The following is a 20,901-nucleotide window of genomic DNA, read 5'->3' as shown; positions in this document are numbered from 1 at the left end:
CAGGGATTAGCGCTGAAATCCCGTAATGCCGGGAGCAGCGCCGCCCCGCGGAAAGCGAATTGCCTGGAACGGAAATCAACAGCCCCATTAACATCAAAAAACGATGGCAAATAAAATAATATTCCTACAGTATTTGACGATGGAAAACCATCGTCTTTTTTATGCAGGAAACCTGCAGTTCTACTCATGGATCCACAAAAGAAAAGAGCCGTTCAAAAGTGCTGGCGTATTGTAAGGAACTGTCTGGATAAAGGTCAGATATAATTCCGTTGACCTCCAGTCGCTGCATGGCTGTAAATTGATGTTCCTGCGTGACCGTCCATGAATTCACTTTGTACCCAAATGATTTAGCCTGGGTGACAAAGGATTTGGATAAGAATGCATGATGGACAGACAAGAAATCGGCAAAGCTTCTGTAGGAGGCGAGCTGGAACATATCGAGCGGCTTGCTGACCAGGATTCCGGCCTCAACTTTGGGGGAAAGGGCGCTGAATGTCCGGATATCAGCGATATTAAAAGACTGCACCATCAAGAGATCAGGATTGATGCCCTCCTCGAGTGTTTGGTTCAGCAAAACAGCCACCTCTTTTGCCAGGCTTGCTTCACCTCCTGCCCCCTTCATTTCTATAAGAAGGCCTATTTTCCCCCCGAAACGCTTTACGACCTCTTTCAGCAGAGGGATTTTTTCTCCTTTATACTGATGACTGAACCAGGAACCTGCGTCCAGCTCCTTCAGCTGGCTGGCGGTCAGTTCTGTTACCAGTCCGGCTCCTCCTGTTGTCCTGCCGACATCTCCATCATGGATGACCACAGGCTGGTGATCGCGGCTAAGCCACACATCCAGCTCAATAAAATCAAAACCAAGTTCATAGGCTTTTTCAAAGGCAGCCATTGTATTCTCGGGAGCAATTTGGACAGCACCCCGGTGGGCAATGGACTGAAAAGGGGCCAGCGGCTGAAATGCAAAGCTCAGGAAGGATACAAGGATGCCGAGAAGCAGGGATCCTGCAAAAGTGTTTTTTATACGAAAAGGCAAGAGGCGGAATTTTTCGCGTGAAAGCCGTTCAAGGGCACGTACCGCCAGTAGATGAATGCAAATGATAAATGAAAAGATCCTGGATCGAAAGAAGCAGAAGCAGTTTCTTCCTGAAAGGGCAGCTTTCATTGCACTAAGGCCCCTCATATACATTCCCCCTTCTGTAGGTTGGGTTATATATAATATGCGGAAGCAAGCAAGTCCGGAAATGACGAACGACAGAATTTTCTGAAAAACGATAAAATTAGAAAAAATTCTTTGAAGGAATCGACAAGACCAAAATGTAATAATTGTAGTAGAAAATATAGAGGTGCTGGCTGAAAGGTGGATCTGGCAAAAGGGAATTAATAAAGGAGGCTTGCTCATGCTGAAGGAATTAACATTGCCAATGTTGAAGCAGAAGGATTTTGACGTGACGATTTTCCAGACGCCGGAGTTTCGGCAAAAGAAAGGGTATAAGCAGGTGTACAGGCTGCCCATTAAGGGTGCGTCACATGAGGAGTGCCTTGATCTTGCTTTCAGGAGTTTCAATGTTCCCGATCGCATGCCGGCTGACTTTAGAGGAAGATTTCTGTCAACAGGTGATATTATCTTTATTGATGAGGGGAGAAGGGGGCAGTTCTACTATCAGCTCAAACCAGGCGGCTGGGAGCAAGTGAACCGGGTGCATATCAGATAGATAAATGGAAAAGCAGCAGGGAAATGCCACCTGCTGCTTTTGCTTTTCATTTTTTTCGCCTTTCGGCAGAATTCTCTTTGCCATGTGCTTCATGTTCAGCCACGATAGCTTCAGGCGGGATATGATTATTTTTCTTTGGCGAATTGATGCGATTGCGATGTTTTTTTCCCATTGGCGCTTCTCCTCCTTGGATCTTTACATGGACTATTGTTTATGCTTCCTCCGAACTGTTTTGGAGGTATGCGGTTCAGTATTGGAACGTGAAGATGGATTGGTTTCATTCGCATGCTGGACAGCCTGTCTCAGCTTTTTGCTCATCGGTTCTTGCGGCATGTTTATCCCTCCTTAGGAAAAACTAATATTAGGTTGCCCGGGGCAGAAAAAAACATGCTGGCATCACTTGGTTTTCCAGCAGCAGCGGAAATATGGTATAGTGTGATGTGAAAGCAGTTGCAAACCATGCTTCAGAAAAATAATGGAGGTACAAAAGATGAGTGTACATATCGGTGCAGAAGAGAATCAGATTGCAGAGACGGTTCTGCTGCCAGGTGACCCTTTGCGTGCTAAATATATTGCAGAAACATTCCTTGAAGGTGCTGAATGCTACAATGAGGTCCGAAACATGTTTGGATATACCGGAACATATAAAGGAAAAAAGATTTCTGTCCAGGGAACTGGAATGGGGGTTCCTTCCATATCCATTTATATTAATGAACTGATGAACAGCTATAATGTACAGAACCTGATCAGGGTAGGTACTTGCGGTGCCATCCAGAAGGATGTAAAAGTAAGGGATGTCATCCTGGCTATGAGCGCTTCAACTGATTCACAGATGAACCGCCTTACCTTTGGAGGCGTGGACTATGCTCCAACCGCTGACTTTGACCTTTTAAAAAGAGCATACGATGCCGGTGAGAAAAAAGGCCTGAACCTTAAGGTTGGCAATGTTTTCACAGCGGATATGTTCTATAATGACAACTCTGAGCTGGAAAAATGGGCAAAATATCAAATCCTCGCAATTGAGATGGAGACAGCTGCCCTTTATACCCTTGCAGCAAAATTTGACAGAAAAGCTTTGTCAGTCCTCACAGTTAGTGATCATATCCTTACTGGTGAAGAAACTACTTCACAGGAAAGACAAACAACTTTCAACGAAATGATTGAGGTTGCACTGGAAGCTGCGATTAAATAATTCTTAAGTAAGATGCCCCATACCGGGCATCTTCTTTTTTTTGCTGATATCCATACTATCTATGCTTTCGAATGCAGTGCAAAAAGTGTTAAGATATACATATTGTGAAATACTAACATGGTACAACAATAGGACAGGTGAAAGAAATGAAGAAAATAGTAATCATGGCAGCAGCTGTTTTTATCCTTGGGGGATGCAGCAGAATTGAGCCGTTTGTAAGCAAGATTCCCTTTTGGCCTGAAGGCGGGCAGGCCGCTGAGAGCCCTTCAGAGGAAAACAAAGAAACCGGGAATGCAGCACCGTCAACAGATGATGGACAGGCAGCAGCTGAAAAGGAAGAAGAGTCTGTCCAGGACGGCCCTGTCTTGGAAGCGGCCTTTTTCAATCAAATAACGGAAACAGAAGGCAAGAAGTTAATTCAAAATCCTGCCAACATCATGGCGCTTGTAAATAAGGAGTTTATGCTGCCCGGCAGCTACATTCCGGAAGATCTTGTCCGGCCAAACGTTCCATTCTCATTCGGGGAACAGGATATTGAAAAGAGCTATATCCGCAAGGAAGCTGCGGCCCATATGGAAAAGATGTTTGCTTCAGCAAAGCAGTCCGGGATTGAATTATTTGCCGTGTCCGGCTATCGTTCATATGATAGGCAGGCAGTCATATTGGATGCTGAAATCCAGCGGGCAGGCGAGGAAAAGGCGGTCCAGGCAGTAGCCATGCCTGGCAGCAGCGAACACCAATCAGGCCTGGCGATGGATATATCCAGCAGAAGCGCTAAATTGGAGCTCTCTGAAGCTTTCGGTGACACAGCAGAAGGAAAATGGCTTGCTGAAAATGCCCATAAATTCGGCTTTATCCTGCGTTACCCGAAAGGCAAGGAAAATATTACAGGCTATCAGTATGAGCCTTGGCATTTCCGCTATGTCGGCCCTGCAGCCGGGGAGATTTATGCGAAGAAGCTGACTCTTGAAGAATACTTCAGCATTGTCAAGAAAATATGATCATCACTCCCTGTTTTTACTTGCCCTGATTGGGGAATAGAATGACTGCAGAACTGAAAGAGGGAGGAAGAAAATAATGAATAAAACAACCATGACTGTACCTGAAATGACATGCGATCATTGTGAAGAATCCATCAAAAATGCCCTCCTTTCGCTTGACGGAGTTGCCGGGGTGTCAATAGCACTTCAGGGGAAAACCGTAGAGGTCGATTATAATCCTGAGCAGACATCGGAATCCTTAATCAAGGAAGCAATTGAAAATGAGGGATATGGTATTGCCTGATTGTTTTTTGGGATGGCAGGAAAGCATGCCATCCCTTTTTTATGGCCATTCCAAAAAAGTCATTTTTTATTCATAAATTTTTTCCGTTTTTGTACATATTTTTTGTTAATTTACTCTATAAAATGTTATTCTAATTTTTAAGGGTCTAAGGACTTCTTTATGGAGACGAAAGTGGTGAACAGCTTGGATAATAATCATGTAGACCAGGAAAATTCTGACAAGCAGCCTGATTCCGGATATGTCCGGATGAAGAAGTTTCATTTTGTTATGCTGCTTTTTTTCATAGTATTCCTGGCAGCGGGGATTACAACCTTCGCACTGGCGTTCGGGGATGAAAAAGCTGTCAGTATCGGCAACGAACGAAACGAATTTGATAAGCTTTATTCTGCTTATGATACATTGAAAGGCAGCTACTATAAGGATGTGGAGCAGGATACACTCATTAACGGGGCTATCAACGGAATGGTAGAGTCCCTGGAAGACCCTTATTCAGACTATATGAATGAAGAAGAAGCAGCAAGCTTCCATCAGAGCATCTCTTCTTCATTTGAAGGTATAGGTGCAGAGATCCAGGAGCAAAACGGACAGATCATCATTGTTTCTCCGCTTAAAGGCTCCCCTGCAGAAAAGGCAGGCTTGAAGCCGAATGATAAAGTCCTTTCTGTGGATGGAAAGAGCCTTCAGGGAAAGAGCTCTACAGAAGCAGTAACACTGATACGCGGCAAGAAAGGTACCAAGGTGGAGCTTGAAATCCAGCGCGCAGGCGCTGATGAAGCTACAAAAATAAGCATCACCAGGGATACAATCCCGCTTGAGACGGTTTATGGTGAGATGATGGAGGACGGAATTGCAAAAGTCCAGATCACCACTTTCTCTGAGAACACCTCGAAAGAACTTATTGATGTATTGAACGATCTGCAAAAGCAGGGAATGAAAGGTCTTGTCCTCGATTTAAGGCAGAATCCGGGCGGATTGCTGAACCAGGCGATCAGTATTTCCAGCCTGTTTGTGCCGGAAGGGGAAATATTATTCCAAATCGAAGACAGGGAAGGCAATCGCGAAGTGGTAAAATCCAATTCTGAAGGCAGTCCCGACATCCCGCTTGTTGTGGTAATCGACAAAGGCAGTGCGAGCGCTTCGGAAATATTGGCAGCGGCTGTGCACGAGTCTGCAGGTGTCCCGCTTGTTGGTGAGAAGTCCTTCGGAAAAGGCACAGTACAGCGTGCAGAAGATTTCACGGATGGATCCAATATGAAATTCACAACGGAGAAATGGCTGACACCTGATGCGAACTGGATTCACGAAAAAGGAATCGAGCCTGATTATAAAGCAGAGCTTCCTTCTTATGCATCACTTCCGTTCATCAATCCTGAGAGCGAGCTGAAGGTGTCTTCGTCATCCGCTGAAGTAAAGGCTGCACAGGAAATGCTCAAGGCACTTGGCTTTGAACCGGGCAGGACAGACGGATTCTTTGATGAAAAAACAAAGCAGGCAGTCATCCAGCTGCAGAAAGCCCATAAACTTGAGCAGACCGGTGTAATTACAGGAGATACCACTGTAAAGATGATGGATCTCTTAAGAGAAAAGCTTCTTAAAAACGATACACAGATTCAAAAAGCAGTAGAGGTGCTTAAGAAAGAAATGCAGTAATATATGATTTGAAAAGGACCGGCCTGCTGGCCGGTCCTTTTCATGCTGCTTGAACGAGCCGGAATTTTACAAATATTAGCCGGTAGGTATAGGGCTGCCCCCCGATGCCCGAAAATGATGGTAAACGAATAATGGAGGCAGGCCAGTGATGAAAAAACTATTGTTTATCATATGCTTCACCATCCCATTGACTGCATGCTCTTTACCTTTTGACCCTGGATCCGATGATGCAGCCCCTGGCATGCCGGGGACTAGTGGAGAAGAAGAAACTGCTTACAAACAAGATGCTAAGGGCACTACATTCCTCCTGATAGGGATAGACAGCAGGGGGGAAGCGCACTCAAGGTCTGATGCAATCATGGCAGCAAGCTATATGCCAAAAGAGAAGGAAATCAAGCTGATTTCTTTGATGAGGGACAGCTATGTGGAAATCCCGGGAACCGGTAGGCGCACTAAACTTAATCATGCCTATTATGAAGGCGGGAAAGAATTGCTTAAAGAGACAGTTGAAGCGAATTTCGGGCTGAAAATTGACTATACTGCCATCATAGACTTTAAGGGCTTCATTGCTGCAGCAGATCTGATTGCTCCTGAGGGACTGGAGCTTGAAGTTTCAAAGGAAATGATAGAGGATATGAAGCTGGATATGCAGCCGGGAAAGCAAACCCTTGATGGAGAAGAGCTTTTGTCATATGTCCGCTTCAGGCATGACGGAGAAAGTGATTTTGGACGGGTTGAACGGCAGCAGGAGGTCTTAGCTGCCCTCAAAAACAAGCTTTCTGAAAGATTCAGTAATATAGAGGGAGTCCTGGATTTCCCGGCGGTTGTCCTTGAGGCAGCGAAGTATATAGAAACCGATATGGATGCCGATGAAGCAATCCCATTGGCTGTATCCTATCTGCTTAATTCCGCTGAGAACGTCCAGACATTGAGAATTCCAGTCAGTGACAGTTATGAAAATAAACTTGTCGAGGAAGCTGGAGCAGTGCTTGAAATGGATTTTGAAGAAAATAGAGAGGCGATCCAGCAGTTTATTGGAGAAAAACAATAAAGATGCAAGATAAAAGAGCAGCCATGGCCTTCGCTGATTTTCTTATGAGCCGATGTAATTAAAATGCTAAAAAAAGCTTCTACAGCTTTTTTGCTTTCAAACAAGGCAAAGTTTAGGTAACATATGATTGGAGCGTTAACCAATTTTGTCAGGAAGTGAACATGCTGAAATGGTAAATAAAACAGAAGTTTATATATTATCGGGATTCCTTGGAAGCGGAAAGACCACTTTGCTGAAAAGGCTGCTTCTGCAGGAAAAGAAGGATGGCCGGAAGACAGCGGTCATGATGAATGAGCTTGGGAAGGTATCCATTGATTCGGAAGCCGTTGATGGTGATGTCCCGTTGAAAGAACTGCTCGGCGGATGTATTTGCTGCAGCATTCAGGATAAACTGGAATCTCAGCTTCAGTCGCTGCTCCTGGATGAGAAACCTGAAGTGATTTATATTGAAACGACCGGCGCAGCCCATCCTGTGGAAGTTCTTGATGCTGTGCTGTCGCCGCTGTTCGCTGACAAACTGCAGGTTAAAGGCATCATCACTGCAATTGACGGGATGAGATGGCTTTCCCGCAAGTCGCTGAGCCCGCAAGTTCAGCAGCTGCTCATAGAGCAGGTACGGCATGCCGACCTGATCCTGGTGAATAAATCGGATGAAATGACCAGTTCAGAACAGGCCTCTGCAGTAATGGAAATCCAGTCTTTCAATCTGCATGCTGTGCCTATTCTCACCACCTACTCCAAGGTCTCCGCCGGCACGGTAAGAGGTCTTAAGACGAATCGGAAGACTGGGGCTGAAAAAACCTCCCTCAAGGACCTGAACCTTGGGTCCTATGTCCATACTTTTAAGGGTCCAGTCAGCCAGGAAGCATTTGAGTCTTTTTTGAGGGAGCTTCCTGATTCAATCTTTAGGATAAAGGGTTATATTAAATTTTCGGCTGAGGGTTATCCTTTCCTGTTCCAATTTTCCTATGGAATGCCTTTATATATGAAGGAATATATGAATATGCCCCTGAACATGGTGTTTATCGGCGAAAATATAGACTGGGAGCAGGTCAGCGGGAAATTAAAGGGTATGGAGTGGAGTGAATGATATAATATAATCGAAAGATCATTTAGCCGATATAGGGAAAGGACGATTTTCTTTGAAACAAGCAGCAGAACTGGAAAGAGCATTCCGGACTGTTTTTCGGACTTTAAGGCAGGAAGTGAATAAGCTGATGGGCGATGAAGTCACCAGCAATGAATTCACTGTGCTGAAACTAATAGCAGACGGACCTAAGATGGCTTCTGCCATTTCTAAAGAGCTGAATGTATCGGCAAGCCACATTACGAGTGTAACTGACTCTCTTGTCAGGAAAGGCTATATGACGAGAAGCCGTTCTGAAAACGACCGCAGAGTAGTGGAATTGGTGCTGACAGAAACGGGCAGTAAACTAGTTGAAAAACTGGAGGAGAAAAAATCTGCCTATCTGCAGGCAAAATTCCGCTCATTTACTGAAGATGAGCTGAATCAGCTGGTAAAGCTGTTTCAAAAACTTATGTAATTATTCTAAAGAGCCTGTGCAGCGTCCACAGGCTCTTTTTTTGCCTCACTTTACCCTGTCAGGATACGGTGAATAAAACAAGGCTTGTGTGGGACACTTTTCATGGAGGGCCGCAAGATCCACCAAAACAAAAGAGAAATCGAGTGATGAAAATGAAGTTATTAAAACATCCGGCAGCCCTTATCTTCGCCAGTTTTCTTCTTCAGGGATCCGTTTTTTATGCTGATGCATCCAGCAGGCCTGCGCCCATGGATTGGTCTGAAGTCAATGAGCTGCTTCCCAGATACAGCACATTTACTGTTGAAGATGTAGAAACGGGAAGGGAGTTCAAAGTGCAGCGAAGGGCAGGAAGCCGCCATGCAGATGTCCAGCCATTGACAGCGAAAGATACAGCCGTGATGAATGAAATTTATAATGGCAAGTGGAGCTGGAGAAGGAGAGCCATTATTGTAAAATCAGAAAAGTTGAGAATAGCGGCTTCAATGCATGGAATGCCTCATGGAGCTGGAGCACTTACCAATAACTTTCCCGGCCATTTCTGCATCCATTTTAATGGAAGCACCACACACCGAAGAGATGAGATGGACTTATCTCATAAATTAATGATTCTGAAGTCAGCAGGCGAACTGGATGCATACATCGGAAGTGCAGAACCGGAAGAAGCAGTTGCGGCATTCATTGCCGGGCTGAAGCAGCAGGACGAAGATATTGCGGGCATGCTTTCTTTGCAAAAGCTGCCATGGAAAAAAATCCTTCCTATCATTGAAAATGTTCAGCTTGAAAGTGCTTCCGGCGGATATAGCATGGAGGAAAAGCAGACTCAGCTTCTGGAAGTTTCCGTTGAAGTTGACTGGTATATTAAAAATGAAGGAAAAAGGCATTACAAAGGAAAAATCGAAATGGTAAAAATGTCAGCTTTCGACGGCTGGAAAGTAAACGCGCAAAAATTCCTGGAAGAAAACCGCCTACTCGAAAGATAAGCGGTTTTCTCTTTTCCTGTATAAATGGCTGTAAAAAGTATAATGGGAATGCTATTGGCATCCCGCCCATTCCTATTTCATCTCCCCAAACTTCACAAACGTCTTCTCATCCTCCACCAGCCCGCAGGCTGCGCACTGCACTCGGACCTCAGGTCCTTTATAAGCCATATGGAAAGGGCTCAGCTGCTCTTCAGCATATTCTTCCACAATACTCCCTGAGCCGGGATCGAGTTTTACTGGCTGTGCTACCTGCCTGATGATATTGAACCTGCTGCGATTGGTTTTGCAGTTCGGGCAGCGGTAAGGTGTCCCCATCAACATTCTCCTTTCATCCTTCTTATAGTTTTGCCGGTGAACGTATTTTTTGCCATTCCACTCTTCTTTATGCATATATAGTAGGGGTATACTAGAATGGATTGATAGACGCAGGCAAGGAGAGATAGAAGATGAACACTGATTATGGTTATTTGCTTGACCAGTACAGGCAGCTTTGGAACAACCGCAGGCTTGAAGGTGCCGATTCACCTGAGGATATTCTCAAGGAAGCTATCCGGAGGGAGCTGAAGGATGAAAATGCCCATCCTCGTGCCAGAAAGAGGGAGGCGGAAAAGTTCTACCTGGCTGTTAAGAGGATAACAGAATCGGACATACCTCAAGAGGATAAGCTTTTCCTGATAGAAATGCATTGCCAGTTATATGAACAGATCAGGTCCTGAGCGTTCTCAGCGGCATGTGCCCTGTAATGGAGAGTGATCTATATAGATGATCAATAACTTTTCACAAATATTTCACAGTACAAGGATATAATCTTCCTATACATAGCAGAAAAGGGGAACACTCATGAGGGCAATTGCACATACGCTGGTATATGCATGGCTGCTGCTGGTGCTGGCAGCCTGCAGTTCTGAACAGTATCCGCCAATTGCAGAGGACAAAAGGGTTGCGGCAACCGTCAACATTAAAGATATGTCTTTGACCTTCATCGATTTGGATATATTGGGTGAACTGGCGACATGGGATTTACAGAAGCCTTATACGGGCGGCCTGATCCTCTCTGACGGAGATACCTTGTTATTATACGGCAAACAGCTGGAAACCATTGATCTATATTCGCTGGAAAAAGGGACTAAGATTGGTGAATGGTCCGCAGGTACCGGGATTGTCAATGGCAGACTCCTTGAATGCAGGAAGGAAATTGCTTTTGCAGACCAGGAAAAAGATGAAGTCAGATTCTATGATTTGAATGGTAACGAAACAGGAGCAGTCGAAACTGAAGCCGATCCCTTGACGATCCTCGAAGAAAAGGAAAAAGGGAGACTATTTGTCTCCAGCTTCAAGCAGGAAGTGATGACTGTCATCGATTTAAATCAAGGCTGGAAAAAAATCTCATCCTTCAAGATCCACCCTTCTGCAGCAGGGGCTCTGATCAGGGAGGAAGAGGGAGAACTTTGGATAGGCGGCCATGGAGAAGGGGCAGAAGCCGAGAAAGACATACATATATACAGTCTGGATACAGGCAGGCTGGCAAAAACGATCTCTGCCCCAACTATGCCGGTAGGCTTTACTGAGCTGAATGGATCTATTTTTGCCCTCAGCCACGGCTCCAGTACACTCTATAAGATGGACGGCGGCGGTAAAGAGGCAGGCAGCATCCAGGTTGGGGCCAATCCTTTTGAAATGCTTCCTTTCGGACAGTATTTGATCATAGCGGGGTATGACAGCAATGATGTCCATCTGATTGATCCCGGACCGCTTCAGGTCAAAAAAACGATCAAAACAGGAGACGGGCCATTCCAGATTATACTCCGGGGGGATGTTGAAAAATGAGTGACATAGAAATATTGATTGTTGATGATGAAGAAGATATGCGCCACCTGATCGGGATGTATCTGGAAAATGCCGGCTTCAGCTGCCGCTATGCTTCAGGAGGAAAAGAGACGCTGGAAGAAATACAAACTAACCTTCCTGACCTCATCCTTTTGGATATCATGATGCCGGATGAAGATGGATTCTCAGTGTGTGAGAGGGTGCGGGCCCAATATGAAGTACCTGTCATTTTTTTATCTGCAAAAGGGGAAGAGTGGGATAAAGTAAAAGGGCTGCAGATCGGGGGGGATGATTATATCGTCAAGCCTTTCAGCCCTGGGGAATTGACTGCCCGCATTCATGCGGTCCTAAGGAGAAGCGGCAGCAGCAGCGGTGCAGATTCAAATATAACCGGTGCCGGAAAAATAACGATCGACAAAAAGGCGCGGAGTGTGAAGGTGGAAGGCAGCTATATTATGCTGACACTCAAAGAATATGAACTCCTGATGTTTTTTATCGGCCACCAGTCCCATGCTCTGAGCAGGGAACAGCTTTTAGAGCAAATTTGGGGAATGGATTATCTGGGAAGCTTAAGGACGGTCGATACCCACATTAAAACACTAAGAATGAAGCTTGGTGCAGGAGATTATATCAAGACGGTCTGGGGAATCGGGTATAAGTTTGAGGTGCCGAGCGAATGAAATACTTCTCAGGCAGCCTGGGAAGGAAAATCTGGCTGGCAATTATGGCCGCAATTGTCATCACCATCGTTTACTCTTATTTTCTTTCCTATTTATTCTATGAAAACCTTTATGTCTCACATATTGAAGAAGATCTGCTGCAAGAGGGCGGCCGCCTGGCCTCGCAGTATAGTTCAGGCCCGATTACCGAACAGTATAAAGAAAAAGTGGAATGGTATAACCAGGTATCGGATGCGGAAGTCATTGCTGTCAGCAATCCCAGGGAGCTGAGCGCCTGCCTCCCATTTGAGATTGATTATGACACGCTGATCGGCCCTGAAGAAAGAGAACGGCTCTTAAAAGGGGATGATATTCTTAAAACCGGGTATGAAGAGCGGTTTGGCCGAAAGATCATGGGAGTTATCATCCCCTTGCTTGACGAAAACCGGCTTGAAGGAATTCTATACCTATATATCCCAGTGGAAAACATCTCTGAAGTCACAAAGGATTTTGCCTACTGGTGGATTGCCGCTGCTTTGCTGTTTCTCGGAGCCGCCTTCATCTTCGGGACAAAAGTGATCAGAAAGCTGACTCATCCGCTTGCAGATATAAAAAATGCAGCAGAAAGAGTGTCTGCGGGAGATTATTCAAGCAGGGTCCAAATTCGATCGGAAGACGAAATTGGGCGTCTGGCCAGGGCATTCAATCAGATGTCTTCCTCCATCCAGAAGGAGGATGAAAGAAAGAAGGAATTTTTGGCTGATATTTCGCATGAACTCAGGACACCCATCAGCTATATTAAGGGCTATAGCGATGCCATCCTGCAAGGAATCGCGGAAAAAGATGATAAATATCTTCATCTTATTAATAGGGAAGCGGCCCGGATGGAAAGGCTTGTCGGAGACCTTCTTGATTTATCAAGGCTGGACACCGACGAGTACCAGCTGGTCAGAATGCCTCTTCCCCTTGCACAAGTCATTGAAGACAGCCTGGTCCGGTACGCTCCGGCTTTGGAGGAAAAGAGAGTAGAGCTGAGGACAAAGCTTGATCCGGACATCATTATAATGGGTGATGAAGGAAGAATCGGGCAGATCGTGCAGAATATTATGGATAATAGCATCCGATATACAGACAAAGGCTATATTGAAGTTATTCTGAAAGCTTCCAATAGGGACTGCGTTCTTACAATAATTGATACAGGGGGCGGAATTCCTCCGGAAGATCTCAAAAGTATCAAGCAGAGATTCTATCGGGTCAATAAAGCCAGAACCCGGGATGACGGAGGCACGGGACTCGGCCTTGCCATTGCAGAAAGGCTCATTCAGCTGCATAATGGAACCCTATCAATAGCGAGCAGACTGGGAGAAGGCACAATCGTAACCATAAAACTGCCAGTGCTTCAGGATTAATATGGAAAACCCGGAAAACTTCCGGGTTTTTTCTTTTTCTGATATACGAATTTCTTTCACATTCGTAATAGCAGTGTAATAAACGTAAACAATGGATGCTTCCTGAAAATGTGTCAATAAGACGTCTTTATCATATGTTTGGAAAAAAGACAGGTTCACTTCCACTTTACCAATTATTATCCATTCAATAATATTCCAGCCGTTTCACCTTAATATCCTGATACAATAAGCTTTTTTTAATAGATTAGTCCCAAAGTCAAAATCTGCATCACATGGGTGCACTCCCAAACTGCTAATATGTAAAATCCTCCCTCAAATATTACAAAAATCGTATGCTATGATATTACTGCAAGCAAGAGAGCAACAAAAAACAAACTACGATTATCAGGGAGGATTCATACATGAATAAAAAAGTAATCTTTTCAGTAGCAGCGGCAGCAGCATTGCTTGTATCACCAGGCTTTAATAAAGCAGATGCAGCATCTAATTGCCCGACTCCACAGCAAGTTAAAGTAAATTACTCTGGAAACCTGAATAACGAGCAGATTAACAGCCTGCTTCAAAAATATCTGAAACAATACAATATCAGCTGGGAAAATGTCCAGGTAAACAAGCAGCCGGCAAAAGCAGAACAGCCAAAACAGGAAACTCCTGCACCGGCTAAAGCTGAGCAGCCAAAGCAAGAAGCACCTGCACCTGCACCGGCTAAACAGCCTGCACAAGCAGAACAGCCTAAAGCTGCACCTACAGCATCACAAGTAAGTGCGTTTGAACAAAAGGTATTCGAACTGACTAACCAGGAACGCGCTAAAAATGGTGTACCTGCCCTTAAGCTTGATACAGAGCTCAGCAAGGTTGCACGTGAAAAATCAAATGACATGAAGACAAACGGTTATTTTGACCACAACAGCCCAACATACGGTTCTCCGTTTGATATGATGAAGAAATTCGGCATCTCTTACAAGACAGCCGGTGAAAACATTGCAATGGGCCAGCGTTCACCTGAAGAAGTGGTAAAAGCTTGGATGAACAGTGAAGGCCACCGTAAAAATATCCTGAACGCCAGCTTCACACATATCGGTGTAGGACATGTGGCTGAAGGAAACTACTGGACTCAACAGTTCATCGGAAAATAATATAGTAATCAAAAAAAGGAGACAGCACCCGCTGTCTCCTTTTTTCCTGCCTTGAGACGATCGCCGGAATGACTGTTTATAAGCATTATACCCATTCTGGCTGTCCGTATCAGGTTAAAAATAAATCATCTCATCTTTGCAGCAGGTGCTTTTCCTTCATGATTTTTCCGAAAAAGGATACAATACAACCTAGAGTGAATAAAGATAGGGGATTTCTATGGACATCAGAAAAGCAGAACCAAAAGATATAAGAAAAATAATGAAAATTGTAAAGAAAACAGTAGAAATTATGAAGCAGGAAAATAATGATCAATGGACAGATGAATATCCGGCAGAAACTGATTTCCTTAATGATATCAAGAACGGAACGATGTTTACGGCAGTTATGGATGGAGAACCTGCCGGAGCTATTACTTGCGATCAGGTCCAGGCAGAGCAATATAGCCAAGCTTCCTGGCAAAAGGAAGCTGATGAATGCTATGTGTTCCACCGCCTGGTCGTCGATCCTGAAATCAGAGGAGCCGGGATTGCCAGCCGTCTTATTTCCTTTGCTGAACAGCATGCTGTTCAGCGGAATGTGCCTTATATGAGAACTGATACATATTCACTGAACAAAAAGGCCCAAAAACTATTTGAGAAAAACGGCTACAAAAAGGCCGGTCAAATCTATATGGATAGGGAGCATCCTTTCTTTTGCTATGACAAACTTCTATAGAAGAAGTATGCCTGGAATTCAAGTATCCATCTGGAAAGGAATATCAACAGCTTCCTCATCTTCATGTATGGGGATGATAATTACAAGAAGACCCTCTTTAAAAGAGGTTTTGATCTCTTGCCGTATGACCTGATAAGGAATGGAAAGTTTTTTCTCAAACTTCAGGCTTGGACGTTCTTTTATCAAATATTCCCGGTTAGGGAGCAGAGTCAGATATTTACCTTTAATTATGATTTCTTCCTTAGCCATTTGAACCTTGATGGCTTCCCTTTCAATGCCGGGAAGTTCTGCCTCAACAATGACGGTGCTTCCGGATTTGTAGACATCACATCTGGGCACTGACCCCTGCTGGCCGAAGAATGCTGATCCGAGACTGGATGACATCATCTGTCCCTCCGGATTTTTTTTGTTCAGACTCCCCAATAGCGGATCATTCTGGACCTGGGTGCTCCATTCCAGAAGATGCCTGAACTGTTCCAATTCCATAGCTTGTTGCCTCCTTTATTGAAAAATGTGAGCTCAGAGCCAAAACGAAAATGTTAAAGGATCTCAGTTACTTCAATCTCAGAAAACTGCATATCAATATTTTTAGGTATCCTGACTTCCAGCATGCTGTCTTTGAAGCTGGCAGAAGAGCCTTTCCTTTTTACAAGTGCAGGAAGAGTAATTGTATGCTTATCATCATACTCAGGAATATGCTCCAGGATGATCTGGTTTGAAGTATGATAAAGCTTCAGCTGTTTGAGCCACGATTCATCCTTTATCCCGATTCTGACAAATACATAATCATGTGTTTCGTAGACAGAGGTATCGAGTTTAGAAGAGCCGGGAGGAGAGGGAGCAGGGTTCCCCTGCTGAAATGGGCTGAAACCCTGCATCATATTCTGCGGCCCTCCCATTCCCTGCATTGATTGGGGAAAAAGCTGCCCCATCATATTCTGAACATATTTGTCAATCTCATCAGGCTTGAGCTGCTGCATCGTTTTTTTCATGTCTTTGTTAAACGGGAAGAGGTTCCAGGGAAACATATGATACATCCTTTCATGGTGAGGCGTATATGCCCCGTGTTCGGTATATGCTGCAGTATTATATGCAGGCAGCAGCCTAACCGTTAATGATCATTGAGGCATTCAAAAGACCAGCACCCAGTCCAATGGCTTATATTTTCTGCCAGCCTCTTTTTAGTTGCATATCTTAAGGGTTCTTCATAGTATAGTGATTAAGAGAGCAGAAAAAAATATAGCGGGGTAATCTAATTTGGTGAATGTAAAATCGGCGTTAATAACCGGCGGAGCGGCCGGCATTGGAAAAAGGACAGCCATTGAACTGGCGGCTAATGGAGTTTCACTAGCAATCAATTACCGCAGCAGCCGGGCTAAAGCTGAACAGCTCGCGGTGGAATTGACTGAAAAATATGGAACGCAAAATATTGCAATCCAAGGTGACATCGCTTCTGCAGAAGACTGCCGGCGCATTGCGGAGAAGGCACTTGAAACTTTCGGCTCAATCGATATCCTTGTCCATAATGCCGGGCCATACATACATGAACGAAAAAGAATGGCTGATTATTCCCTTGAAGATTGGAGCTATCTGATGAATGGGAATGTAAACGCAGTCTTCTGGCTGACAAAGCTCCTTCTGCCGAAGATGAGGGAAAAAGGCTTTGGAAGAGTCATTACCATTGGATTTGACAGAGTCGAAACGGCGCCAGGGTGGATTTACAGATCAGCTTTTGCTGCAGCAAAAACGGCGGCGGCATCCCTTACAAGGACTCTTGCACTGGAAGAGTCTGAGAACGGGATAACAGCCAATATGGTCTGTCCAGGCGATATCGTAGGGGAATGGAAAGAGAAGGAAATCATTCAGGCGAGAGAATTGATCGGAGATTTGCCGGAAACTGAAAGAGATGCCACCGGAGAGGATATCGCAAGGGTCATCTCGTTCTTAAGTGATGATAATTCCGCCTTTATAACAGGGAGTATTATTCCTGTTACGGGAGGAAAGGATATACTGGGAAAAGCATACAGGCGTGATAGCTGAGGAGGGCACATTGCTGAAAGGCAATGTGCTTTTGCTGCCACACTTGTGCAAATATTTAAGAAAGTTTGAGAGAATTCTGGTTCAGAAACGGGTACGTATAGTTTTAAAGGTGAAAGGGTGATAAAATAGTAGGAAATAACTATAAATTTTGATGCAGGGTGCTGTGGAAGATGGACATATATAATAGGTTTCTTAAAAAACTCCTAATCAATTACATATTTGGCTCGTTGATTGCAGTGCTGGCAATCGGAGCAACCTTTATCTTTACTACCATTGATGCCAGGGGATATGATAAGGCCCTTATATGGATCATTCTGGCCGGGTCAATGGTCATCATGTTTTTTACCGAGGGCTTCTTCTTCAGGCTGCATATCAGGCCCATCCGTGCTGTCTTTTATTCTAATGAAATGGATGAAGGATCTGTCAGGAAAGCTACCTTGAGGCTGAAGCAATTTCCTCTCCTTACGGTCAAGCGGATTATGCTGCCGCACCTGCTTGGACTGACGGTGCCGGCAGCAGCTGCTTCAAGTTATCTGATCTCAGCCGGAGAGCTTAAGCTCTCCTTTTATATGGTGCTATATGCCGTCATTGCGGCTTTTCTTGTAGCCAGCATGCATGCCCTGGTAGAATTCTACTTGACACTCCGCGCGATCAAACCAGTATTGGCCCTTTTAAAATCGGCCAGTACTGGCGGGTGGCACATTCAAGAAACTCAATCTGCCATTCCGATCAAAAAGAAATTCCGATTGACAGTCCTCGCCATCGGTGTCCTTCCTGTCCTGATTTTTATGGTGGCTGCCCAGATCAAGCTTGAAGGAATGGGGATGGAAACGGCCGTTTTTTGGCAATGGGCAGCGGTTGTCATTTTCATAACAGTTTGCTATGCCATGCTGACGGCGAAGTATATGGCTGAGGATATAGAAGAGCCGATTTCACGGCTTCAGACGCTGATGTCCGAGGCGGAAAACCAGAACTTTGCCTACTTGAAGGATAATGTGTATACGGACGAATTCTCGGAAGTATTCACAGGCTTTAATATTATGATAGCGGCCCTGAAGCAAAGGGAAGAGACGAACCGGCAGCTGCTTGAAAGCTTCATGACTGTGCTGTCGGCAGCCCTTGATGCGAGGGATCCATATACTTCGGGCCATTCCATGAGGGTGGCATCTTTATCCCGCGACATAGGGAAGAGGCTTGGCCTTCATGAGGAGGAGCTGAAGCAGCTCTATCAGTCTGCGCTTCTCCATGATATTGGGAAAATAGGGGTTCCGGATGGAGTCCTGCAAAAAGAAGGAAAGCTGACTGACGAGGAATTCCAGTTCATAAAGGCCCATCCGGCTATCGGTGAAACCATTTTGAAGCAGGTACAGCCGGCAGGCGAAGTGGCTTCATTGCTCCCCGGGATTCGTTCCCATCACGAAAGAATTGATGGAAAAGGCTATCCAGATGGACTTCAGGGGAAAGAGATACCCTATTTTGGCCGCATCATCGCCGTAGCCGATTCTTATGATGCCATGACTTCTGACAGGCCTTACCGCAAAGGAATGCTGCCGGAAAAAGCTTTGGCCATACTTGAAAGTGGAAAAGGCACGCAGTGGGATTCCCATGTGGCAGACGCTTTTATAGAGCTGGCCAGAAGAAAGCTGCAGTCTGATGCCTCCTGACTTTCAGGTTCTCTATGGACGAACCCTTTATATCCTTCAAACACTACAAAGGCCGCACCAGATTGGTGCGGCTTTATTGATGCGAGCCATTTTTCCCGCCGGTAAGAATCATGACGAACGCAGCAATGCCTTCTCTTCCTGAAGAATCCCGCTTCCGGATTGTGCCTCCTCTGATTGGAGCACAAGAGTCCGTGTCGGGAAAGCCATGCTGACTCCTTCCTCTTCCAGAATGAGCAGGATCCTGAAATTAACGTCTTCTTTGATGGAAAGATAATCTGCAAAAGAGGTCACATTCGTAAAAAAGTACAGGTAAAGATCAAGGCTTGAGTCATTGAAGCGGTCAAAGCGCACAATGATTGTATCGTTATGGATTTCCTCATGCTCAATCAGCATCAGCTCAATCCGTCTTGCGATTGTCTGCAGCTTTTCCCTTGAAGTTGAATATGTAACTCCAAGATGAAAGGCAATCTGCCTTTTCCCCATTTTAGACCAGTTTATGATCGGCTCATTGGCCAGGGTCGAGTTGGGAACGGTCACAAGAGCCTGGGCAAAAGTGCGTATCTTTGTGCTTCTAAAGGTTATGTCCTCAACTGTTCCCTCGACACTGGGGGTCTTAATCCAGTCGCCTATTGTGAAGGGTTTTTCGGTTACAATCACTATTCCCCCAAACAGATTGGAAACTGTTTCTTTCGCAGCCAAGGCAAAAGCAAGGCCTCCAAGACCCAATCCGGCAATGAAACCATTAATATTAAAACCCCATTCTTCCGCAATCATACTTCCGCCAAGAACAATAACAAGTGTCTTGGCCATTTTAGAAATAAAGGGGACAACAAGCTTATCGACATTAATATCGAGCCTGCTCATCAATTTAGGGAACAGCACTGTTGTCATGCTGCTTAAGTTGAAAAGGCCCCAGGCTGCAAGCACGATGAAAACAGACCGGAACAGCTTTTTTTCTGCTGTGTCACTGATCAGGTCATATGGGAAAAACTGCAAAGCAAGCTGAAGGCCGATTACTACAAATAGCCATCTGACAGGTTTTTGGAAAGAATTAAGGATAGAAGAAGCTGTGGTGATGCCTTTTTTATCTGTGAAATCAATAATCAGCTTAAAGATGTATCTTGTAAACACTTTGCGGAGCAGCAAAAATAAAATCAGGATTCCGGCAGAAATGGCAAACTTTGCCCAAAAATCATCGGTTAACAGGTAATTCATCATTTTCCTCCTTGATGCCATACTAAGCAGTGATAAACATTAAAACACTTTACCACTAACTGCAGAAAAACTTAATAGGTTGAAAGGCGTAACTTTCAATAAGGCTCTTTTCGCATAGATTGTTGCTATTATGCCATTCTTATAAGAGGTGATTATTTACTCTTTCTGGAGGCCAATGCTGCTATTAAAGCACCCATTTGTTCAATAAGCTTATTGTGGGAGGGCATTCAAGAAACTCTATTTAAGAGCAATCCCCAACCAGCCATAAAAGAGCAGACTACGGACTTGAATGAGGGAATCTGTGACGGACTGAAAAATAAGCGGAGAAATTCCCCCTAATTTCGAAAAAACCTTAAAAGTAGCTCAAATAGACGGAGAAATTCCTTCTATCGATTCAAAAAACAGGAAAGTGGGCAATTCCTCACCGCTTAACTGGAAATTTTCCTCTTATTTACATCCAATCGTGCCAAATTCAGCAGCTTAACCGGAAATTCTCCCCTTATTTTAAGGCTTGCTGGTCACAAATACGGATAAGACTTCCTGATTCCTGTTAGCTGAATAAACCTCTCTTGGAAAAGGGGAAAAAGAGGGACCCTTCACCCAATATTGAAAAAGCCTGTCTGCCATATATACCTATGCGGACATCAAACGCGAAAGTACAGGAATGGAAGTATCGAGTTTTCATAGTCTGGATATATAAGGCTTGTCCAGTTTCTGTTGTCAATCAGTTTTTACGGGTATGGTCTCGGGTGCTGCATACACGGAGGGCGATCGAGTCTAACATCAGCATGTTAAATTTGCAGGCTTAATGCTAAAGAAT

The 20,901-nt window shown here is 44.7% G+C and carries 24 protein-coding genes; 17 read left to right on the top strand and 7 right to left on the bottom strand.

From position 1 onward, the window contains the following. Positions 1-184: 184 nt before the first annotated feature. The gene (locus tag ACQCVH_RS23855; RefSeq protein WP_426838104.1) at positions 185-1,183 is read right to left on the bottom strand and encodes a glycerophosphodiester phosphodiesterase; all 999 of its coding nucleotides are present in this window, start codon (positions 1,181-1,183) and stop codon (positions 185-187) included. A gap of 217 nt (positions 1,184-1,400) precedes the next feature. Between ACQCVH_RS23855 and ACQCVH_RS23850 the strand changes: the two genes are divergently transcribed. Next, positions 1,401-1,715, top strand: coding sequence for a YodL domain-containing protein (locus tag ACQCVH_RS23850; protein WP_426838102.1), 315 nt, complete (start codon positions 1,401-1,403; stop codon positions 1,713-1,715). Positions 1,716-1,761: 46 nt separating this feature from the next. On the opposite strand, the gene ACQCVH_RS23845 is transcribed toward ACQCVH_RS23850, so the two are convergent. Both ACQCVH_RS23845 and ACQCVH_RS23840 read right to left on the bottom strand, forming a co-directional pair. Continuing rightward, positions 1,762-1,887 (bottom strand): hypothetical protein, encoded by a 126-nt coding sequence (locus tag ACQCVH_RS23845; RefSeq protein WP_257991558.1) that lies wholly within the window; start codon positions 1,885-1,887, stop codon positions 1,762-1,764. Between the two features lie 32 nt (positions 1,888-1,919). Then, positions 1,920-2,048 carry a hypothetical protein gene (locus tag ACQCVH_RS23840; RefSeq protein ID WP_009795474.1) on the bottom strand — a complete coding sequence of 43 codons (129 nt, stop codon included), beginning with the start codon at positions 2,046-2,048 and terminating at the stop codon, positions 1,920-1,922. Between the two features lie 157 nt (positions 2,049-2,205). Here ACQCVH_RS23840 and deoD point away from each other — a divergent pair, with 157 nt between their 5' ends. From deoD to ACQCVH_RS23800, 8 genes are all read left to right on the top strand, one after another. Then, positions 2,206-2,907, top strand: coding sequence for a purine-nucleoside phosphorylase (deoD, locus tag ACQCVH_RS23835; protein ID WP_257991557.1), 702 nt, complete (start codon positions 2,206-2,208; stop codon positions 2,905-2,907). A gap of 146 nt (positions 2,908-3,053) precedes the next feature. Next, complete coding sequence (locus tag ACQCVH_RS23830; protein WP_426838100.1) at positions 3,054-3,908, top strand: M15 family metallopeptidase; 855 nt, start codon at positions 3,054-3,056, stop codon at positions 3,906-3,908. Positions 3,909-3,984: 76 nt separating this feature from the next. Next, the gene (locus ACQCVH_RS23825; RefSeq protein ID WP_257991556.1) at positions 3,985-4,191 is read left to right on the top strand and encodes a heavy-metal-associated domain-containing protein; all 207 of its coding nucleotides are present in this window, start codon (positions 3,985-3,987) and stop codon (positions 4,189-4,191) included. A 246-nt stretch (positions 4,192-4,437) separates the two neighbouring features. Continuing rightward, positions 4,438-5,841, top strand: a complete 1,404-nt coding sequence (locus tag ACQCVH_RS23820) for a lmo1851 family serine protease (protein WP_483964308.1) — start codon at positions 4,438-4,440, stop codon at positions 5,839-5,841. A gap of 148 nt (positions 5,842-5,989) precedes the next feature. Continuing rightward, the gene (locus ACQCVH_RS23815; protein ID WP_426838138.1) at positions 5,990-6,892 is read left to right on the top strand and encodes an LCP family protein; all 903 of its coding nucleotides are present in this window, start codon (positions 5,990-5,992) and stop codon (positions 6,890-6,892) included. A gap of 169 nt (positions 6,893-7,061) precedes the next feature. Further along, positions 7,062-7,982: a CobW family GTP-binding protein gene (locus ACQCVH_RS23810; protein WP_426838098.1), complete on the top strand. Its 921-nt coding sequence runs from the start codon at positions 7,062-7,064 to the stop codon at positions 7,980-7,982. Positions 7,983-8,034: 52 nt separating this feature from the next. Next, positions 8,035-8,436 (top strand): MarR family winged helix-turn-helix transcriptional regulator, encoded by a 402-nt coding sequence (locus ACQCVH_RS23805; protein ID WP_426838097.1) that lies wholly within the window; start codon positions 8,035-8,037, stop codon positions 8,434-8,436. 146 nt (positions 8,437-8,582) lie between these two features. After that, positions 8,583-9,416 (top strand): hypothetical protein, encoded by an 834-nt coding sequence (locus tag ACQCVH_RS23800; RefSeq protein ID WP_426838095.1) that lies wholly within the window; start codon positions 8,583-8,585, stop codon positions 9,414-9,416. Positions 9,417-9,488: 72 nt separating this feature from the next. Here the strand turns inward: ACQCVH_RS23800 and ACQCVH_RS23795 are convergent, their stop codons facing one another. Then, the gene (locus ACQCVH_RS23795) at positions 9,489-9,731 is read right to left on the bottom strand and encodes a DNA alkylation repair protein (RefSeq protein ID WP_224901389.1); all 243 of its coding nucleotides are present in this window, start codon (positions 9,729-9,731) and stop codon (positions 9,489-9,491) included. A gap of 131 nt (positions 9,732-9,862) precedes the next feature. Here ACQCVH_RS23795 and ACQCVH_RS23790 point away from each other — a divergent pair, with 131 nt between their 5' ends. From ACQCVH_RS23790 to ACQCVH_RS23765, 6 genes are all read left to right on the top strand, one after another. After that, positions 9,863-10,132, top strand: coding sequence for a hypothetical protein (locus ACQCVH_RS23790; protein WP_426838094.1), 270 nt, complete (start codon positions 9,863-9,865; stop codon positions 10,130-10,132). A 124-nt stretch (positions 10,133-10,256) separates the two neighbouring features. Then, entirely contained in the window at positions 10,257-11,243 is a 987-nt protein-coding gene (locus ACQCVH_RS23785; RefSeq protein WP_426838093.1) for a YncE family protein, read from the top strand. Next, on the top strand, positions 11,240-11,923 hold the full coding sequence (locus ACQCVH_RS23780) for a response regulator transcription factor (protein WP_426838091.1): 684 nt from the start codon (positions 11,240-11,242) through the stop codon (positions 11,921-11,923). Before ACQCVH_RS23785 ends, ACQCVH_RS23780 begins: the two co-directional genes overlap by 4 nt. Next, the gene (locus ACQCVH_RS23775; RefSeq protein ID WP_426838090.1) at positions 11,920-13,311 is read left to right on the top strand and encodes a sensor histidine kinase; all 1,392 of its coding nucleotides are present in this window, start codon (positions 11,920-11,922) and stop codon (positions 13,309-13,311) included. Before ACQCVH_RS23780 ends, ACQCVH_RS23775 begins: the two co-directional genes overlap by 4 nt. Before the next feature lie 401 nt (positions 13,312-13,712). After that, positions 13,713-14,447, top strand: coding sequence for a CAP domain-containing protein (locus ACQCVH_RS23770; protein WP_426838089.1), 735 nt, complete (start codon positions 13,713-13,715; stop codon positions 14,445-14,447). Between the two features lie 217 nt (positions 14,448-14,664). Continuing rightward, complete coding sequence (locus ACQCVH_RS23765; protein ID WP_426838088.1) at positions 14,665-15,162, top strand: GNAT family N-acetyltransferase; 498 nt, start codon at positions 14,665-14,667, stop codon at positions 15,160-15,162. An 18-nt stretch (positions 15,163-15,180) separates the two neighbouring features. On the opposite strand, the gene ACQCVH_RS23760 is transcribed toward ACQCVH_RS23765, so the two are convergent. Together ACQCVH_RS23760 and ACQCVH_RS23755 are read right to left on the bottom strand one after the other, a co-directional pair. Then, positions 15,181-15,648, bottom strand: coding sequence for an Hsp20/alpha crystallin family protein (locus ACQCVH_RS23760; protein WP_426838084.1), 468 nt, complete (start codon positions 15,646-15,648; stop codon positions 15,181-15,183). Between the two features lie 53 nt (positions 15,649-15,701). Then, the gene (locus ACQCVH_RS23755) at positions 15,702-16,190 is read right to left on the bottom strand and encodes an Hsp20/alpha crystallin family protein (RefSeq protein ID WP_426838082.1); all 489 of its coding nucleotides are present in this window, start codon (positions 16,188-16,190) and stop codon (positions 15,702-15,704) included. Positions 16,191-16,422: 232 nt separating this feature from the next. On the opposite strand from ACQCVH_RS23755, the gene ACQCVH_RS23750 reads away from it, so the two are divergent. Both ACQCVH_RS23750 and ACQCVH_RS23745 read left to right on the top strand, forming a co-directional pair. Further along, the gene (locus ACQCVH_RS23750) at positions 16,423-17,202 is read left to right on the top strand and encodes an SDR family oxidoreductase (protein WP_426838136.1); all 780 of its coding nucleotides are present in this window, start codon (positions 16,423-16,425) and stop codon (positions 17,200-17,202) included. Between the two features lie 170 nt (positions 17,203-17,372). Next, positions 17,373-18,866, top strand: a complete 1,494-nt coding sequence (locus ACQCVH_RS23745) for an HD-GYP domain-containing protein (RefSeq protein WP_426838081.1) — start codon at positions 17,373-17,375, stop codon at positions 18,864-18,866. A gap of 108 nt (positions 18,867-18,974) precedes the next feature. Here the strand turns inward: ACQCVH_RS23745 and ACQCVH_RS23740 are convergent, their stop codons facing one another. Then, the gene (locus tag ACQCVH_RS23740; protein WP_426838079.1) at positions 18,975-20,084 is read right to left on the bottom strand and encodes a mechanosensitive ion channel family protein; all 1,110 of its coding nucleotides are present in this window, start codon (positions 20,082-20,084) and stop codon (positions 18,975-18,977) included. Between the last annotated feature and the right edge of the window lie 817 nt (positions 20,085-20,901).

Origin of the sequence: Bacillus infantis (genome assembly GCF_050107595.1) — a bacterium.
Lineage (GTDB): Bacteria > Bacillota > Bacilli > Bacillales > Cytobacillaceae > Bacillus_AB > Bacillus_AB infantis_C.
This window is presented reverse-complemented; position numbering and strand designations above follow the sequence as displayed.

What these genes read in the sequence shown, in the direction of transcription:
- ACQCVH_RS23740 (WP_426838079.1), bottom strand. Translation starts at nt 20,084, where the DNA reads ATGATGAATTACCTGTTAACCGATGATTTTTGGGCAAAGTTTGCCATT.
- ACQCVH_RS23855 (WP_426838104.1), bottom strand. Translation starts at nt 1,183, where the DNA reads ATGAGGGGCCTTAGTGCAATGAAAGCTGCCCTTTCAGGAAGAAACTGC.
- ACQCVH_RS23790 (WP_426838094.1), top strand. Translation starts at nt 9,863, where the DNA reads ATGAACACTGATTATGGTTATTTGCTTGACCAGTACAGGCAGCTTTGG.
- ACQCVH_RS23850 (WP_426838102.1), top strand. Translation starts at nt 1,401, where the DNA reads ATGCTGAAGGAATTAACATTGCCAATGTTGAAGCAGAAGGATTTTGAC.
- ACQCVH_RS23770 (WP_426838089.1), top strand. Translation starts at nt 13,713, where the DNA reads ATGAATAAAAAAGTAATCTTTTCAGTAGCAGCGGCAGCAGCATTGCTT.
- ACQCVH_RS23815 (WP_426838138.1), top strand. Translation starts at nt 5,990, where the DNA reads ATGAAAAAACTATTGTTTATCATATGCTTCACCATCCCATTGACTGCA.
- deoD (WP_257991557.1), top strand. Translation starts at nt 2,206, where the DNA reads ATGAGTGTACATATCGGTGCAGAAGAGAATCAGATTGCAGAGACGGTT.
- ACQCVH_RS23785 (WP_426838093.1), top strand. Translation starts at nt 10,257, where the DNA reads ATGAGGGCAATTGCACATACGCTGGTATATGCATGGCTGCTGCTGGTG.
- ACQCVH_RS23825 (WP_257991556.1), top strand. Translation starts at nt 3,985, where the DNA reads ATGAATAAAACAACCATGACTGTACCTGAAATGACATGCGATCATTGT.
- ACQCVH_RS23760 (WP_426838084.1), bottom strand. Translation starts at nt 15,648, where the DNA reads ATGGAATTGGAACAGTTCAGGCATCTTCTGGAATGGAGCACCCAGGTC.
- ACQCVH_RS23745 (WP_426838081.1), top strand. Translation starts at nt 17,373, where the DNA reads ATGGACATATATAATAGGTTTCTTAAAAAACTCCTAATCAATTACATA.
- ACQCVH_RS23780 (WP_426838091.1), top strand. Translation starts at nt 11,240, where the DNA reads ATGAGTGACATAGAAATATTGATTGTTGATGATGAAGAAGATATGCGC.
- ACQCVH_RS23845 (WP_257991558.1), bottom strand. Translation starts at nt 1,887, where the DNA reads ATGGGAAAAAAACATCGCAATCGCATCAATTCGCCAAAGAAAAATAAT.
- ACQCVH_RS23830 (WP_426838100.1), top strand. Translation starts at nt 3,054, where the DNA reads ATGAAGAAAATAGTAATCATGGCAGCAGCTGTTTTTATCCTTGGGGGA.
- ACQCVH_RS23765 (WP_426838088.1), top strand. Translation starts at nt 14,665, where the DNA reads ATGGACATCAGAAAAGCAGAACCAAAAGATATAAGAAAAATAATGAAA.
- ACQCVH_RS23840 (WP_009795474.1), bottom strand. Translation starts at nt 2,048, where the DNA reads ATGCCGCAAGAACCGATGAGCAAAAAGCTGAGACAGGCTGTCCAGCAT.
- ACQCVH_RS23810 (WP_426838098.1), top strand. Translation starts at nt 7,062, where the DNA reads ATGGTAAATAAAACAGAAGTTTATATATTATCGGGATTCCTTGGAAGC.
- ACQCVH_RS23800 (WP_426838095.1), top strand. Translation starts at nt 8,583, where the DNA reads ATGAAAATGAAGTTATTAAAACATCCGGCAGCCCTTATCTTCGCCAGT.
- ACQCVH_RS23775 (WP_426838090.1), top strand. Translation starts at nt 11,920, where the DNA reads ATGAAATACTTCTCAGGCAGCCTGGGAAGGAAAATCTGGCTGGCAATT.
- ACQCVH_RS23795 (WP_224901389.1), bottom strand. Translation starts at nt 9,731, where the DNA reads ATGGGGACACCTTACCGCTGCCCGAACTGCAAAACCAATCGCAGCAGG.
- ACQCVH_RS23820 (WP_483964308.1), top strand. Translation starts at nt 4,438, where the DNA reads ATGAAGAAGTTTCATTTTGTTATGCTGCTTTTTTTCATAGTATTCCTG.
- ACQCVH_RS23755 (WP_426838082.1), bottom strand. Translation starts at nt 16,190, where the DNA reads ATGTTTCCCTGGAACCTCTTCCCGTTTAACAAAGACATGAAAAAAACG.